The following is a 16,266-nucleotide window of genomic DNA, read 5'->3' on the forward strand; positions in this document are numbered from 1 at the left end:
GTGCGGGCGTCAAGCGGGGGCCCTTTCTCTACCTGAGGCGTTAAGAAGGGCCCCCGCCTTACATCAGACCTTGCGGACCGTCACGGTCACGCGCTCGCCCTCGCCGGCCTCGCCGGTGAAGCCGTCGAGGCCCTCGGCGAAGTCGACGCTGTCGGCGAGCACCTCCCGGGCCACGAACTCGGTGTACGCGGCGACTGCCGCGCGCACCTCCTCGGACGCGGAGACGGCCACCGTGATCCGGTCGGAGACGTCCAGCCCGGCCTCGCGGCGCGCCTGCTGCACGACCCGGACCACGTCCCGGGCCAGCCCTTCAGCGGCGAGTTCCGGCGTGACCTCGGTGTCCAGCACGACCACTCCCTCGCCGCCGGGAAGCGGCGCGGAGTGTTCGGCGTCGGCGGCGACCAGGCGCAGCTCGTACTCGCCCTCGGCGAGCGTGACCCCGGCGGCGACCGGGGCGCCGTCGCGCAGCTCCCACTCCCCCGCCTTGACCGCCTTGATCACCTGCTGGACGGCCTTGCCGACGCGCGGGCCGAGCGCCCGCGGCACCACTGTGAGCACCTGCTGGCAGTACGCGGACACCTCGCCGGTGAGCACGACCTCCTTCACGTTGACCTCGTCGGCGACCAGGTCGGCGAAGGGCCGCAGCTGGGCGGCGACGGGCGACGCCACTGTCAGCCTCGCCAGCGGCAGCCGTACCCGCAGGCCCTTGGCCTTGCGCAGCGACAGCGCCGCCGAGGCCACCGCCCGGACGTTGTCCATCGCGGAGACCAGCTCGTGGTCGGCCGGGAACTCCTCGGCGGACGGCCAGTCGGTCAGGTGGACCGACCGCTCGCCGGTCAGCCCGCGCCAGATCTCCTCGGCGGTCAGCGGCGCCAGCGGCGCCACCACCCGGCACAGCGTCTCCAGCACGGTCCACAGCGTGTCGAACGCGTCCGCGTCGCCGGCCCAGAACCGGTCCCGGGACCGGCGCACGTACCAGTTCGTCAGCGCGTCCAGGTAGGACCGCACGGTGGCGCACGCGCCGGAGATGTCGTACGCGTCCATCTGCGCGCCGACGGTCGCGACCAGCTCGTTCGTCTTCGCCAGCACGTACCGGTCGAGCACGTTCGCCGAGTCGGTACGACGACGCGCGGTGTGGCCGTCGGCGTTGGCGTACAGCGAGAAGAAGTACCAGACGTTCCACAGCGGCAGCAGCACCTGGCGCACCGCGTCCCGGATGCCCGACTCGGTGACCGCCATGTCGCCGCCGCGCAGCACCGGCGACGACATCAGCATCCACCGCATCGCGTCCGACCCGTACGAGTCGAACACGTGGTAGACGTCCGGGTAGTTGCGCAGGCTCTTGGACATCTTGCGTCCGTCCGAGCCGAGCAGGATGCCGTGGCTCAGGCAGTTGCGGAACGCCGGCCGGTCGAACAGCGCGGTGGCCAGCACGTGCATGGTGTAGAACCAGCCGCGGGTCTGCCCGATGTACTCCACGATGAAGTCACCCGGGTAGTGGTGCTCGAACCACTCGCGGTTCTCGAACGGGTAGTGCACCTGGGCGAACGGCATCGAGCCGGACTCGAACCAGCAGTCCAGCACCTCCGGCACCCGGCGCATCATCGACTTGCCGGTCGGGTCGTCCGGGTTGGGGCGGACCAGGTCGTCCACCGCCGGCCGGTGCAGGTCGGTCAGGCGTACGCCGAAGTCACGCTCGATCTGCTCCAGCGAACCGTAGACGTCCACTCGCGGGAAGTTCGGGTCGTCGGAGCGCCAGACCGGGATCGGCGAGCCCCAGAACCGGTTCCGGCTGATCGACCAGTCCCGGGCGTTGGCCAGCCACTTGCCGAACGAACCGTCCTTGATGTGGCCGGGCGTCCAGTTGATCTGCTGGTTCAGCTCGACCATCCGGTCCTTGAACTGGGTCACCGCGACGAACCACGACGACACCGCCTTGTAGACCAGCGGGGTGTCGCAGCGCCAGCAGTGCGGGTACGAGTGGGTGTACGTGTCCTGCCGCAGCACCACCCCCCGCTCCTTCAGCTCCCGGATCACCGGCTTGTTCACGTCGAAGACCTGCTCGCCCTGGTACGGCGGCACCAGGGCGGTGAACCGGGTGTGGTCGTCCACCGTCACGACGGTGGGGATGCCGGCGGCGTTGCAGGTGTTCTGGTCGTCCTCACCGAAGGCGGGCGCCAGGTGGACGATCCCGGTGCCGTCCTCGGTGGTGACGAAGTCCGCGCCGAGCACCTGGTAGGCGTTCGGGCCGGCCGGCTCGACCAGGAAGTCGTAGAGCGGCGTGTAGCGGCGTCCGACCAGGTCGCGGCCGTACACGGTGCCGACCTGCTCGTACCCCTCCAGCTCCTTGGCGTACGCGCCGAGGCGCGCGGCGCCGACGACGTAGCGCTCGCCGTCACGTTCCAGCAGCGCGTACTCGATGTCGGGGCCGACGGCGAGTGCCAGGTTCGACGGCAGCGTCCACGGCGTGGTCGTCCAGACGCCGAGCTTGACCGGCCCGCGCAGCGGCTCCGGCGCGTTCTCGTCGGCGGTCAGCTCGAACCAGACGGTGAGCGCCGGGTCGTGCCGGTCCCGGTAGACGTCGTCCATCCGGGTCTCGGTGTTCGACAGCGGCGTCTCGCACCGCCAGCAGTACGCGAGCACCCGGAAGCCCTCGTAGACCAGACCCTTGTCGTGCAGGGTCTTGAAGGCCCACATGACGCTTTCCATGTAGTCCAGGTCGAGCGTCTTGTAGTCGTTGGCGAAGTCGACCCAGCGGGCCTGCCGGGTGACGTACCGCTCCCAGTCGTGGGTGAACTCCAGCACCGACGTGCGGCAGGCGTCGTTGAACCGGGCCACGCCGAGGTCGAGGATCTCCGCCTTGGTGGTGATGCCGAGCTGCTTCTCGGCGACGACCTCGGCGGGCAGGCCGTGGCAGTCCCAGCCGAACCGGCGCTCGACGTGCCGCCCGCGCATGGTCTGGTAGCGCGGCACCACGTCCTTGACGTAGCCGGTGAACAGGTGGCCGTAGTGCGGCAGGCCGTTGGCGAACGGCGGGCCGTCGTAGAAGACGTACTCGTTCTCACCGTTCCGGCCGGCGTCGCGGGCCTCGACGGACGCCTCGAAGGTCTTGTCGGCCGTCCAGTGCTCCAGCACCCGGCGCTCGACCGCGGGCAGGTCCGGGCTCGCCGGGACTCCGGCGCCGGTCGGGTCGTGCAACGGATAGGCCATCGCCTGTCGCTCTCCCTCAGCAGCTCACTCGTCTGTGGTCTGCGAGGACGAGCCGAGTCCGGTACGCCGTGACCGGCGCCCCGGGCGTGGCCCGCGGTACCACCCCGCTTGGCGGCCGAGGTGCGACCGCCCGCTCGTTGGCCGGCTGTGACGGGCCGTCCCGTCCGGTTCTACTGAGCCGGTGACCCGGCCGTTCTTCCGGAGGCTCGCCGGTGATGGCCGGGTCGTCGCCTGTGCCCGTCAAGCGTACTCGACCTCCCACCCGCTTCGCCTCCGACTATCTCCCTCCCCGGGCGCTGCCGCGTCGATCATGAGGTTGACGGCGGAATCCGAGATCGACATCGCCGCCAACCTCATGATCGACGCAGTCCGGACGGGGTCCGGCGGCCCCGGCATGGCCACCGTCACACCGCCGCGCCGTCACACCGCGCCCGCCGTGTCCCGTCCTGTCCGCGTACCCGAACCTCAAGGAGGCGGCGATGAGCCGGATGGACATGGCGGCGGTGGCACCCGAGGCGTTCCAGGCCGTGCTGGGCCTGGAGAAGTACGTCCGGGCGAACGTGGACCACACCGTGCTGGAGCTGGTGAAGCTCCGGGCGTCGATGCGCAACGGCTGCGCGTTCTGCGTGGACATGCACAGCCGCGACGCGCTGGCGGCCGGCGAGGACAGCCGCCGGCTGTTCGCGGTCGCGGCGTGGCGCGAGGCGCCGTTCTTCGACGAGCGGGAGCGGGCCGCGCTGGCCCTCACCGACGCGGTGACCCGGCTCGGCGAGCACGGCGTGCCGGACGACGTCTGGGACGCCGCGGCGAAGGTGTGGCCGGAGAAGGAGCTGGCGGACCTGGTGATGGCGATCGCCACCATCAACGTGTGGAACCGGATCGCGGTGACCTGCCAGACGCAGCCGCCGGCCGAGTAGTGCACCCCGGGCGCCGCGCGGTTCCTCTACAGTCGCCGGTGACACGCCGACGGGGGAGGAAACGTGCGTGCCCGACTGATCCCAGCCGCCCTGGTGGCGGCGGCCCTGCTCGCCGGCTGCGGCGCCGAGGCGCCGGTCGCGCCCGCGACGGGGTCGCCGTCACCGGCGCCCAGCGCGTCGCCCGCGCCCGAACACGACGGGCCGGCGGTCCTGGCCGTGGTACGCCGCGCCGCCGGGCGTCTCGGCCCGGTCGTGCGCGCCGAGTCGACCGCGAACGCGAGCGCGCAGCTCGGCCTCTGCGACATGCCGAGGCCGCTGGTCGGCAAATACCGCGACCCGGTCACCGTCAGATCCTTCTTCACCGTCCGCGCCGAGACGAAGCCCGCCGCCTACTCCGGCGGCGGGCAGCGCGGGGAGGTGATCGGCAGGGTCCAGGTGGTCGCGGCCCTGCGGCCCGACGCGACGCCGCCGCCGGCCGAGCAGGCGTTCGAGACGGTACGCCGGACGACGTGCACCGGCGGCGCCACGCACCTGCTCGGCGAACCGCACAGCGGCGTGATCGGCTACCGGGGCGCCAGCGCTCCGGTGCGGGTGGCCGGCACGACCGGAGTGCTCGCCACAGTCACCGCCGACAGCGACCGCCTGGACTCCGGCGGCCACTACCCGCTGCTGGGCCACGCCCGGGTCATCGTCCGGCACCGGGGTTACCTGGTCGAGGCGAGTGTGCTCTGCGCCCGCCCGGCCCGTCCCGGTGACCGGAAGGCGGTCACCGGGGAGGCGCGTACCCGGGCGGTGGCCCTGGCGGAGCGGATCGTGCGCGAGCTCGGCGCGCTGCCACCCGCGCCGACGCCCTGACGGGCCGGCGGCGGCCGGGGCCGCCGCCGGAACCGCTCAGGCCAGCTCGGGGAACCAGAGCGCGATCTCGCGCTTGGCGCTGTCCACCGAGTCGGAGGCGTGCACCAGGTTCTCCCGGTTCGACAGCGACAGGTCACCGCGGATGGTACCGGCGGCGGCCTTGCGACCGTCGGTGCTGCCGATCATCGCGCGCACCACCTCGATCACCTGGTCGCCGGAGAGCACGAGCGCCACCAGCGGGCCGCTGGTCATGAACGTCTTCAGCGGCGGGTAGAACGGCTTGTCGACGTGCTCGGCGTAGTGCTGGTCGGCGAAGCCGCCGTCCATGGTCCGGCTCACCATCGCGTCGATCCGCAGGCCCTTGCGCTCGAAACGGGACAGGATCTCGCCCACCAGACCGCGGCGCACCGCGTCGGGCTTGATCAGTACGAGCGACCGCTCGTCCGGGCTGCTGCTGGACACGCTGGTTTCCTCCTGCGCACTCAAACGGGGTTCGGCTGGGTACGGTCAGCGTAGCGACCCGGTCCCGGCGCCGGCGCGGCGGCTGCGTCTTCCCTGGCCCGCCGCGGCGGCCTAGCCTGGCCCTGGAACCCCTGGGAGGTCCACTGTGGCGAATGGCGGGAACCGCACGATCGCGCCGGTACGCAAACTGATCGGGGCGGTGCTGGGCACCGTCGCCACCTTCGTGACCGTGTTCGGGCTCGGCATGACCAGCTGGGCCATCGTGGCGCTCGGCGTCGCGCTGCTGGTGCTGGCGATCGCCCTGGCCACGGTACGCGGGGGCGGTCGCACCTGGGTGATCGGACTGGGGCACGTGCACAGCGCCTCCGAACCACCCACCCAGTACGCGTTCGGCCGGTGCGAGCTGCAACTGGTCATCGACGCGCCCGGGCTGCCGCCTAGATCCAAGAAGATCATCGAGCCTCGGGTGCCGGTCGCCAAGTGGCCCTCGCTGGGCCAGGCGCTGCCGGTCCGGGTGGCGCTCGACGACCAGCGGCACGTCCGGGTGCTCTGGGACGAGGTGCCCACGCACGCGGAGAGCGCCGCAGCGGTCGCCGACCTGCCGCCCGAGTACGCCGCCGAGCCGGACCCGCTGGACGAGCCGCTGATCGCACAGGAGGCGCCGCCGTGGGCCGGGCGCACGCCGGAGGACGACTTCCGCGACGACTACCCGCCCGCGCCGGACCCGTGCCTGGACGACGTCCCGCCCCGGGCCGAGGACCGCGAGCCGGTGGTGCTGCACCAGAGCCCCGGCGGCCCGGTGGTGCTGGAGGGGCAGCTCGTCGAACGGGCCGACCGGACGGCCGGCCCCGGCCGGCTCCCCCGCCGCGCCCCGGCCCCCCGCTCGCCGGCCGAGGAGCCGGCCGTAACGGTGCCGGTCGAGACCGTGCTCGCCGACAGCGGGCCGGCCGACACCCTGCCCGACCCGATCGACGTGCCGCTGGACGACCCGTCGGACGCGCCGCGGCGCTCCGACGCGCCGCCGACCGCCGAGGAGCTGGACGAGGCGATCTTCGGCGCGGCCGAGCCGGACGAGCTGGCCAGCCCGATCAGCGGCGTCGGCATCACCCTGCTCGTCACCGACCTGGACCGGTCCCTCGACTTCTACCGGGAACTCGGCTTCGACGAGCTGGACCGGGGCGAGGGCAACGCCGTCCTCTCCTCCGGGCCGACCCGGCTGGTGCTGCGCCGGGTGACCGGCGCCGCCCCGATCAGCCGCCGCCTGGTGCACGTCAACCTGGAGGTGGACGACATCCAGGGGGCGTACGAGCGGCTACGCGACTCCGGTGTCCGGTTCACGTACGCCCCGCGCGTGGTCAACCGGGGCACCAAACTGGAGGTGTGGGCGGCTGCCTTCCGCGACCCCGACGGCCACGGCGTAGCGCTCACGCAGTGGCGCACCCTCGCCCAGGTGTAAGGAAGGGCCCCCTCTTAACGCCTCAGGTAGAGGAAGGGGCCCTTCTTAACACGCGGAGCCGCGCGACGGCGCTCAGCCGAGGATGACCCGCCGCACGTGCAGCGCGTACGCCCACACCAGCGCGAACATCACACCGAGCGCGAACAGCGACCAGTGCAGCAGCCCGGAGAGCAGCAGCAGGCCCTGGAGGACGGTGCCGGCGTGCCACGCCCACGGACGGCGCATCATGCCGGCGAGCACCACGCAGGCGACCGCCAGCGCGACGATCGCGCCGATCGCCGCGCCGCTCAGGTCACCGCCGACCACCCGGATCGGCTGGATGGCCAGCAGCAGCACCAGCGCCTCCAGCGACATGGTGCCGGCACCGAGCCCGCGTACCGCCTTGTCCGGGTTCCGCAGCCCGGACCGCCGCACGCCACCCACCGGCTCCGAGCCGGCCGCCTGTTCCGGGCCGGCCGGCTGCTCCGGACCCGTCGACTGCTCCGGGCCCGTCGGCTGCTCAGCGCCGGTCGGGCGCTGCTGCGGGCCGGTCATCGCTTGAGCAGCCGGCGGGCGTCGGCCACTGTCACGACCGATCCGGTGATCAGCACGCCCACTCCGGCCAGCTCGCCCGGCACATCCGACTCGGCCTCCGCCACCGCCGCCTCGATGGCGTCGGGCATCTCCCGGGCCACCTGCACCCGCTCCGGCCCGAAGATCTCCCGCGCCAGCGCGGCCAGCTCGTCCACCGGCATCGCCCGGGCCGAGCTGTTCTCCGCCAGCACGATCGAGTCGAGCACCGGTTCGAGCAGTTCGAGCAGGCTCGCCGCGTCCTTGTCGCCGAGCACCGCCAGCACGCCGACGAGCTTGCTGAACGCGAACTCCTCCTGCACGGCGGCGACTGTCGCGGCCATCCCGTGCGGGTTGTGCGCGCCGTCGAGCAGCACCGTCGGTGCGGTACGCACCCGCTCCAGCCGGCCCGGCGAACTGGTCGCGGCGAAGCCCTCACGGACCGCCTCGATGTCGAGCTGCCGCCGGGCCCCGGCGCCGAGGAACGCCTCCACGGCAGCCAGCGCCACCGCCGCGTTCTGTGCCTGATGCGCCCCGTGCAGCGGGATGAAGATCTCCTCGTACACCCCGCCCAGGCCCTGGATGCTCAGCACCTGGCCGCCGACCGCGACCGCGCGGCGCAGCACGCCGAACTCGGCGCCCTCGCGCGCGACGGTGGCGTTGACCTCGGCGCAGCGCTCCAGGATCGGACGGGCCGCCTCCTCCTCCTGCGCCGCCGCGATGACAGTGGCGCCGGGGTGGATGATGCCCGCCTTGTGCAGCGCGATGTCCTCGATCGTGTCGCCGAGCCACTCGGTGTGGTCGAGCCCGATCGGGGTGATCACGGCGACGCCGGCCTGGATCACGTTCGTCGCGTCCTCCGCGCCGCCGAGCCCGACCTCCACCACCGCCACGTCGACCGGGGCGTCGGCGAACGTGGCGAACGCCAGTGCCGTGGTCATGTCGAAGTACGTCAGCGGCTCGGCGAACCGCTGGTCGACCAGCTCGGCCAGCGGCGCGATCTCGCGGTACGTGGACACGAACCGCTCCTCGCTCACCGGCTCGCCGTCCAGGCTGATCCGCTCCCGGACTGTCTCCAGGTGCGGGCTGGTGTAGCGGCCGGTGTGCAGCCCGAACGCCCGCAGCAGCGAGTCGATCATCCGGGCCGTCGAGGTCTTGCCGTTGGTGCCGGTCAGGTGGATCGACGGGTACGCCCGCTGGGGGCTGCCCAGCAGGTCGAGCAGGGTCTCGATCTTCTCCAGCTCGAAGTGCATCCGGGTGAATCCGCGCGCGTTGAGCGCGGCGTCCACCTCGGCGAACGCGGTGCGGTCGGTGCTGTCGCTCACGAGGGCAGTGCCTCCAGGGCGGCGTCGATCCGGACCAGATCCGCCTCGGCCACCGCCAGCCGTTCGCGGATCTTCGCCACCACCGGCTCGGGCGCCTTGCCGACGAACGCCGGATTGTCCAGCTTCGCCCGCGCCTGGGTGGCCTCCTTCTCGGCGGCCGCCCGGTCCTTGGTGAGCCGGGCGCGCTCGGCGGCCACGTCGATCGAACCGCGGGTGTCGAGCGCGACGCTCACCGCGCCGGGCATGGCCAGCGTGGCGCTCGCCTGGAAGTCGTCACCCGGCGCGTCGAGCCGGGCCAGCGAGCGGACCAGCGGCTCGTGCGCCGCGATGCCCGCGCCGGCCAGGCCGTCGAGGCGGGCGGCGACCCGCTGGGTCGGCCGCAGCCCCTGGTCCGAGCGGAACCGCCGGACCTCGGTCACCACCCGCGCGAGGGTGGCGACCTCGCCCTCCGCGGCGTCGTCGATCAGGGTACGGTCGGCGACCGGCCAAGACGCGGCCAGTACGGTCTCGCCGCCGCTGAGTGCGGCCCACAGCTCGTCGGTGACGAACGGGATGACCGGGTGCAGCAGCCGCAGGAGCTGGTCCAGCACGTGCCCGAGCACCCGGCGGGTGGCGTCGGCGGCGGGGCCGCCCTCGGCCAGCACCGGCTTGCTCAGCTCCACGTACCAGTCGCAGACGTCGTCCCAGGCGAAGTGGTAGAGCAGGTCGCAGACCTTCGCGAACTCGTACGCCTCGAACTGCTCGTCGACCTCGGCGGTGACGTGCGCCAGCCGGGACAGGATCCACCTGTCGACGGTGGAGAGGTCAGCGGCGGCCGGCAGCGGCCCGTCGGTGTGCGCGCCGTTGAGCAGCGCGAACCGGGTGGCGTTCCAGAGCTTGTTGCAGAAGTTGCGGGAGCCCTGGCACCACTCCTCGCTGACCGGCACGTCCTGGCCGGGGTTGGCGCCCCGGGCGAGTGTGAACCGGGTGGCGTCGGCGCCGAACCGGCCGATCCAGTCCAGCGGGTCGACCACGTTGCCGAACGACTTCGACATCTTCTTGCCGTGCTCGTCGCGGACCATGCCGTGCAGCGCCACCACGTCGAACGGCTGCACGCCGTCCATCGCGTACAGGCCGAACATCATCATCCGGGCGACCCAGAAGAACAGGATGTCGTAGCCGGTGACCAGCACGCTGGTCGGGTAGAACTTCGCCAGGTCCGGGGTGCGCTCCGGCCAGCCGAGCGTGGAGAACGGCCACAGCCCGCTGGAGAACCAGGTGTCCAGGACGTCCTCGTCCTGCCGCCAGCCCTCGCCGGACGGCGGCTCCTCGTCCGGGCCGACGCAGACGATCTCGCCGTCCGGGCCGTACCAGACGGGGATGCGGTGGCCCCACCAGAGCTGGCGGGAGATGCACCAGTCGTGCATGTTGTCGACCCAGGCGAAGTAGCGCTTGGCCAGCTCGGCCGGCTCGATCTTCACCCGGCCGTCGCGCACCGCGTCGCCGGCGGCCTTGGCGAGTGGCGCGGTGTTGACGAACCACTGCAACGACAGTCGCGGCTCGACGGTCGTCTTGCACCGCGAGCAGTGCCCCACCGCGTGCAGGTACGGCCGCTTCTCGGCCACGATCCGGCCCTGCTCACGCAGCGCGGCGACGATCGCCGGGCGGGCCTCGTAGCGGTCCAGGCCCTGGAACGGGCCGGGCGCGGTGATGACGCCGCGCTCGTCCATGATCGTCAGCGACGGCAGGTCGTGCCGCTGGCCGATCTCGAAGTCGTTCGGGTCGTGGGCCGGGGTCACCTTGACCATGCCGGTGCCGAAGCTCGGGTCGACGTGCTCGTCGGCGACGATCGGGATCCGCCGGCCGGTGAGCGGCAGCTCCACCTCGGTGCCGATCAGGTGCCGGTAGCGCTCGTCGTCCGGGTGCACGGCCACCGCGGTGTCGCCGAGCATGGTCTCCGCGCGGGTGGTCGCCACCACAACCTCGTCGCCGTAGCGGATCGAGACCAGTTCGCCCTCGTCGTCGGTGTGCTCCACCTCGATGTCGGACAGCGCGGTGAGGCAGCGCGGGCACCAGTTGATGATCCGGTTGGCCCGGTAGATGAGCCCGTCGTCGAAGAGCTTCTTGAACATGGTCTGCACGGCCCGGGACAGACCCTCGTCCATGGTGAAGCGCTCGCGGTCCCAGTCGACCGCGTCGCCGAGCCGGCGCATCTGGCCGAGGATCGCGCCGCCGGACTCGGCCTTCCACTGCCAGACCCGCTCGACGAACTTCTCCCGCCCGAGGTCGTGCCGGGACAGCCCCTCACCGGCGAGCTGCCGCTCGACCAGGTTCTGGGTGGCGATGCCGGCGTGGTCCATGCCGGGCAACCAGAGCGCCTCGTACCCCTGCATCTTCTTGCGCCGGGTGAGCGCGTCCATGAGCGTGTGCTCGAACGCGTGCCCCATGTGCAGCGAGCCGGTGACGTTCGGGGGCGGGATGACGATGGTGAACGGCGGCTTCTCGCTGTCCGCCGACGCCCGGAAGTGCCCGCCGGCTACCCACTGCTCGTACCGTCGCTGCTCTACCTCGCCGGGCTGGTACTGGCCGGCGAGGGTCGGGGCGTCGGGGCGTCGGGCATCCAGTCTCTCGGTCACCTGCGAAAGTCTACGGAGCGCTTTCGGGGACCCGACGTGCACCACCTGTGATTCGCGTACGGTGGCGGTCATGTCCGACGCGCATCTCACCGAGCGCCCGGTCGACGGGGGTGCCGATCCGGTCGAGCTGACCGAAGAGCCGATCGAGCTGAGCCGCCGCGATCCCGCGCAGGAGCCCGAACGTCGTCCCGTCTCGCGGCGCCGGAAGATCGTCCTGGCCGCTCTGCTCGCGGCCGGCCTGGCCGGCGCCGGCGCGCTCGGGCTGGGCGGCTGGCGGGTACTCCAGCAGAAGGACACAACCCTCGACCAGCCCGCCGAGGTGGCCGGGCTGGTGCGGGACGACAGCGAGCGGGCCCGGAGCACCGCCGACTACCTGCGCGACGGGCTGGCCGCCGACATCGAGCTGGACCGCGGCTTCGGCGCCGTCTACTCCGACCTCGGGGACACCAAGCGTTCGGTGCTGCTGTTCGGCGGCACCACGCTGCTCTGGCAGCCCGAACGCGACCTGGACACCCTGTTCGGCCTGATGGCCGACGAGACCGGCCGGGTGGCGGGGCTGCGCGAGGTGGACGCGGGCCGCCTGGGTGGGGTGATGAAGTGCGGTACGACGAGCGGCGACGGCGGCGACTTCGCGGTCTGCGGGTGGGCCGACCACGGCAGCGTCGTGATGGGCATGTTCCCGGGCCGCCGGGTCGACGACGCGGCGACCCTGTTCCGGGACATCCGCGAGTCCGTCCAGAGCCGCTGACCCGCGACCTCGGCGCCCACTCACCCGGCCAGTACGCCGAGGTGCCCACACACGCCCTGCCCGGCCCCCGCCACGTCGCCGTGTCGGTGACCCCCTGCCCCTCCCATGCCCCGGTTTCGGGGTAATGGCCGCCCAGCCCTTCCTGTTCGGGGGAGGTGGCCGGAGACCGGAACTCCGTTGTCTCCACATCGGGGAAGTGGCGGGCCGACTCACCAGCTCGGCGAAGTGGCCGACTCACCAGTTCGGCGAAGTGGCTTGATCCGGGGCGCTCCGTTGCAGCCACTACGGCGTACTGGTGGCCGGCACACCAGTTCGGCGAAGTGGCTAGGTCCGGGGTACTCCGTTGACGCCACTTCGGGGAAGTGGTGGGCCGGTTCGCCAGCTCGGGGAAGTGGCGGGCGGTGCGGCTAGCCGGTGCAGTGCCGGCAATGAGATGGGCGGTCCATCGCTTACCCGGATCGGGGCCAGCTTTGCGGCTGACCTGGTGGTGTTTTCCGGGGGAACGCAATTCAGGGCCACCCGTGTGGGGTGGCCCTGAATTGAAAGGTTGTCCGGCGGTGTCCTACTCTCCCACACCCTCCCGAGTGCAGTACCATCGGCGCTGGAGGGCTTAGCTTCCGGGTTCGGAATGTTGCCGGGCGTTTCCCCTCCGCCATGACCGCCGTAACTCTATGAACATGTCAACCAACCCATGAAACGTGGGTGGTGGTTTGTTCAGAGTTGCACAGTGGACGCGTAGCAGCTTGGTAGTCAAGTCCTCGGCCTATTAGTACCGGTCAACTGAACCCGTTACCGGGCTTACATTTCCGGCCTATCAACCCAGTCGTCTAGCTGGGGGCCTTACCCCACAAATGTGGGTGGGATACCTCATCTTGAAGCGAGCTTCCCGCTTAGATGCTTTCAGCGGTTATCCCTTCCGAACGTAGCTAACCAGCCGTGCCCCTGGCGGGACAACTGGCACACCAGAGGTTCGTCCGTCCCGGTCCTCTCGTACTAGGGACAGCCCTTCTCAAGTATCCTACGCGCACGGCGGATAGGGACCGAACTGTCTCACGACGTTCTAAACCCAGCTCGCGTACCGCTTTAATGGGCGAACAGCCCAACCCTTGGGACCTGCTACAGCCCCAGGATGCGACGAGCCGACATCGAGGTGCCAAACCATCCCGTCGATATGGACTCTTGGGGAAGATCAGCCTGTTATCCCCGGGGTACCTTTTATCCGTTGAGCGACACCGCTTCCACATGCCAGTGCCGGATCACTAGTCCCGACTTTCGTCCCTGCTCGACCTGTCAGTCTCACAGTCAAGCTCCCTTGTGCACTTGCACTCAACACCTGATTGCCAACCAGGCTGAGGGAACCTTTGGGCGCCTCCGTTACCCTTTAGGAGGCAACCGCCCCAGTTAAACTACCCACCAGACACTGTCCCTGAACCGGATAACGGTCCGAAGTTAGATACCCAAATCAACCAGAGTGGTATTTCAAGATTGCCTCCACCCATACTGGCGTATGGACTTCACCGGCTCCCACCTATCCTACACAAGCTAATTCAGATACCAATGTCAAGCTATAGTAAAGGTCCCGGGGTCTTTCCGTCCTGCCGCGCGTAACGAGCATCTTTACTCGTACTGCAATTTCGCCGGGCCTGTGGTTGAGACAGTGGGGAAGTCGTTACGCCATTCGTGCAGGTCGGAACTTACCCGACAAGGAATTTCGCTACCTTAGGATGGTTATAGTTACCACCGCCGTTTACTGGCGCTTAAGTTCTCCGCTTCGCCCTTGCGGGCTAACAGGTCCCCTTAACGTTCCAGCACCGGGCAGGCGTCAGTCCATATACATCGAATTACTTCTTCGCATGGACCTGTGTTTTTAGTAAACAGTCGCTTCCCCCTGCTCTCTGCGGCCATACAACGCTCCACCCGCGCGGGGCTTCACGTCTCCGGCCCCCCTTCTCCCTAAGTTACGGGGGCAATTTGCCGAGTTCCTTAACCACAGTTCGCCCGATCGCCTCGGTATTCTCTACCTGACCACCTGTGTCGGTTTGGGGTACGGGCCGCTCAGAACTCGCTAGAGGCTTTTCTCGGCAGCATAGGATCACTGACTTCACCTGAATCGGCTCGGCATCACGTCTCAGCCTCAATGGCGTGCGGATTTGCCTACACGCCGGCCTACACGCTTACCCCGGCACAACCACCGGCCGGGATCAGCTACCTTCCTGCGTCACCCCATCGCTTGACTACTACCCGTCAGGTTCCCACGCTCCCCACCATCGGTCCGAAGACCTCCGGCGGTTCGGGTGGTTAGCACAACGAGGTTCGTCAGGGTCGCTCTTTCGCGGGTACGGGAATATCAACCCGTTGTCCATCGACTACGCCTCTCGGCCTCGCCTTAGGTCCCGACTCACCCAGGGCGGATTAGCCTGGCCCTGGAACCCTTGGTCATCCGGCGGAAGGGTTTCTCACCCTTCTTTCGCTACTCATGCCTGCATTCTCACTCGTGCCGCGTCCACAACTGGGTCACCCCGCTGCTTCACCCCCGGCACGACGCTCCCCTACCCACCCACACACCTGCACCTGGCATCAAGGCCAGGCGAAGTTATTGTGTGAATGCCACAGCTTCGGCGGTGTGCTTGAGCCCCGCTACATTGTCGGCGCGGAACCACTTGACCAGTGAGCTATTACGCACTCTTTAAAGGGTGGCTGCTTCTAAGCCAACCTCCTGGTTGTCTATGCGACCCCACATCCTTTTCCACTTAGCACACGCTTAGGGGCCTTAGCTGGTGATCTGGGCTGTTTCCCTCTCGACTACGAAGCTTATCCCCCGCAGTCTCACTGCCGCGCTCTCACTTACCGGCATTCGGAGTTTGGCTGATTTCGGTAAGCTTGTGGGCCCCCTAGACCATCCAGTGCTCTACCTCCGGCAAGAAACACGCGACGCTGCACCTAAATGCATTTCGGGGAGAACCAGCTATCACGGAGTTTGATTGGCCTTTCACCCCTAACCACAGGTCATCCCCCAACTTTTCAACGTTGGTGGGTTCGGCCCTCCACGCGGTCTTACCCGCGCTTCAGCCTGCCCATGGCTAGATCACTCCGCTTCGGGTCTAGAGCATGCGACTCAAACGCCCTATTCAGACTCGCTTTCGCTACGGCTCCCCCACACGGGTTAACCTCGCCACATGCCACTAACTCGCAGGCTCATTCTTCAAAAGGCACGCCGTCACCCCGCAAGGCTCCGACGGATTGTAGGCGAACGGTTTCAGGTACTATTTCACTCCCCTCCCGGGGTACTTTTCACCATTCCCTCACGGTACTCGTCCGCTATCGGTCACCAGGAAGTATTTAGGCTTACCAGGTGGTCCTGGCAGATTCACGGCAGATTTCAGGAGTCCGCCGCTACTCGGGAACACCCACAGAAGACCAGCGACTTTCACCTACCGGACTATCACCGTCTACGGTCAGCCATTCCAGACTGTTCGACTAACCACTGGCTTTGTAACTTCTCCAACAGATGTCAGTCTGTTGAGCAGGGTCCCACAACCCCGACCACGCAACCCCTGACAGGTATCACACGCCGCCGGTTTAGCCTCAATCCGCTTTCGCTCGCCACTACTCACGGAATCACTATTTGTTTTCTCTTCCTACGGGTACTGAGATGTTTCACTTCCCCGCGTTCCCCCCACACACCCTATGTGTTCAGGTGCGGGTGACATCACATGACTGATGCCGGGTTTCCCCATTCGGACACCCTGGGATCACAGCTTGGTTGACAGCTCCCCCAGGCCTATCGCGGCCTCCCACGTCCTTCATCGGCTCCTGGTGCCAAGGCATCCACCGTTCGCCCTTGACAACTTGACCACAAAGATGCTCGCGTCCACTGTGCAATTCTCAACAAACAACCAACCCACAACCCCACAGCCCCACACCAAAGACCCGACATTCCGCCGGCGGTATGCGAGACCAGGCCGCGCCTGGCGCCTTCCGCCCCCGGGACCATCGTCCACAGGGGCATCTCAAGGCTCTGAAACAACAACCACTCGGGTTGTTCCTTCAGGACCCAACAGGGTGCTTACATCCCTCCCCAGCCGCACCAGAACCCCGTTCCCACCACCGAAGTGGCTGTACTAGGAAA

At 69.0% G+C, this 16,266-nt stretch carries 9 protein-coding genes and 2 rRNA genes; 4 read left to right on the forward strand and 7 right to left on the reverse strand.

The features are described from left to right. Positions 1–63 precede the first annotated feature (63 nt). A complete protein-coding gene (gene ileS, locus KSK32_RS04780; protein WP_216928836.1) occupies positions 64–3,210 on the reverse strand; it encodes an isoleucine--tRNA ligase in 3,147 nt (1,048 codons plus the stop codon). Between the two features lie 479 nt (positions 3,211–3,689). On the opposite strand from ileS, the gene KSK32_RS04785 reads away from it, so the two are divergent. Further along, a complete protein-coding gene (locus tag KSK32_RS04785; RefSeq protein WP_216928838.1) occupies positions 3,690–4,127 on the forward strand; it encodes a carboxymuconolactone decarboxylase family protein in 438 nt (145 codons plus the stop codon). Between the two features lie 63 nt (positions 4,128–4,190). Further along, positions 4,191–4,982, forward strand: coding sequence for a hypothetical protein (locus KSK32_RS04790; RefSeq protein WP_216928840.1), 792 nt, complete (start codon positions 4,191–4,193; stop codon positions 4,980–4,982). Between the two features lie 36 nt (positions 4,983–5,018). Here KSK32_RS04790 and ndk read toward each other — a convergent pair whose 3' ends face one another. Further along, the gene (ndk, locus tag KSK32_RS04795) at positions 5,019–5,444 is read right to left on the reverse strand and encodes a nucleoside-diphosphate kinase (RefSeq protein ID WP_216928842.1); all 426 of its coding nucleotides are present in this window, start codon (positions 5,442–5,444) and stop codon (positions 5,019–5,021) included. 145 nt (positions 5,445–5,589) lie between these two features. Here ndk and KSK32_RS04800 point away from each other — a divergent pair, with 145 nt between their 5' ends. Further along, on the forward strand, positions 5,590–6,900 hold the full coding sequence (locus KSK32_RS04800) for a VOC family protein (RefSeq protein ID WP_216928844.1): 1,311 nt from the start codon (positions 5,590–5,592) through the stop codon (positions 6,898–6,900). A gap of 72 nt (positions 6,901–6,972) precedes the next feature. Here KSK32_RS04800 and KSK32_RS04805 read toward each other — a convergent pair whose 3' ends face one another. From KSK32_RS04805 to KSK32_RS04815, 3 genes are all read right to left on the reverse strand, one after another. Beyond that, positions 6,973–7,434 carry a DUF4233 domain-containing protein gene (locus KSK32_RS04805; protein WP_216928846.1) on the reverse strand — a complete coding sequence of 154 codons (462 nt, stop codon included), beginning with the start codon at positions 7,432–7,434 and terminating at the stop codon, positions 6,973–6,975. Next, positions 7,431–8,702 (reverse strand): folylpolyglutamate synthase/dihydrofolate synthase family protein, encoded by a 1,272-nt coding sequence (locus KSK32_RS04810; RefSeq protein ID WP_254187518.1) that lies wholly within the window; start codon positions 8,700–8,702, stop codon positions 7,431–7,433. Before KSK32_RS04810 ends, KSK32_RS04805 begins: the two co-directional genes overlap by 4 nt. Before the next feature lie 68 nt (positions 8,703–8,770). Then, a complete protein-coding gene (locus tag KSK32_RS04815) occupies positions 8,771–11,389 on the reverse strand; it encodes a valine--tRNA ligase (RefSeq protein WP_216928856.1) in 2,619 nt (872 codons plus the stop codon). A 70-nt stretch (positions 11,390–11,459) separates the two neighbouring features. Between KSK32_RS04815 and KSK32_RS04820 the strand changes: the two genes are divergently transcribed. Then, positions 11,460–12,137 (forward strand): hypothetical protein, encoded by a 678-nt coding sequence (locus KSK32_RS04820; protein WP_216928859.1) that lies wholly within the window; start codon positions 11,460–11,462, stop codon positions 12,135–12,137. A gap of 549 nt (positions 12,138–12,686) precedes the next feature. Here KSK32_RS04820 and rrf read toward each other — a convergent pair. After that, a 5S ribosomal RNA gene (rrf, locus tag KSK32_RS04825) occupies positions 12,687–12,803 on the reverse strand. A gap of 80 nt (positions 12,804–12,883) precedes the next feature. Further along, positions 12,884–15,992: ribosomal RNA gene (locus KSK32_RS04830) — 23S ribosomal RNA — on the reverse strand. Between the last annotated feature and the right edge of the window lie 274 nt (positions 15,993–16,266).

Source organism: Micromonospora sp. WMMB482, from assembly GCF_019038635.1.
Lineage (GTDB): Bacteria > Actinomycetota > Actinomycetes > Mycobacteriales > Micromonosporaceae > Micromonospora > Micromonospora marina.

Bases quoted from the DNA above. Each gene is read 5' to 3' on its own strand.
- KSK32_RS04785 (WP_216928838.1), top strand. From the start codon at position 3,690: ATGAGCCGGATGGACATGGCGGCGGTGGCACCCGAGGCGTTCCAGGCC.
- ileS (WP_216928836.1), bottom strand. From the start codon at position 3,210: ATGGCCTATCCGTTGCACGACCCGACCGGCGCCGGAGTCCCGGCGAGC.
- KSK32_RS04820 (WP_216928859.1), top strand. From the start codon at position 11,460: ATGTCCGACGCGCATCTCACCGAGCGCCCGGTCGACGGGGGTGCCGAT.
- KSK32_RS04805 (WP_216928846.1), bottom strand. From the start codon at position 7,434: ATGACCGGCCCGCAGCAGCGCCCGACCGGCGCTGAGCAGCCGACGGGC.
- KSK32_RS04810 (WP_254187518.1), bottom strand. From the start codon at position 8,702: ATGCACTTCGAGCTGGAGAAGATCGAGACCCTGCTCGACCTGCTGGGC.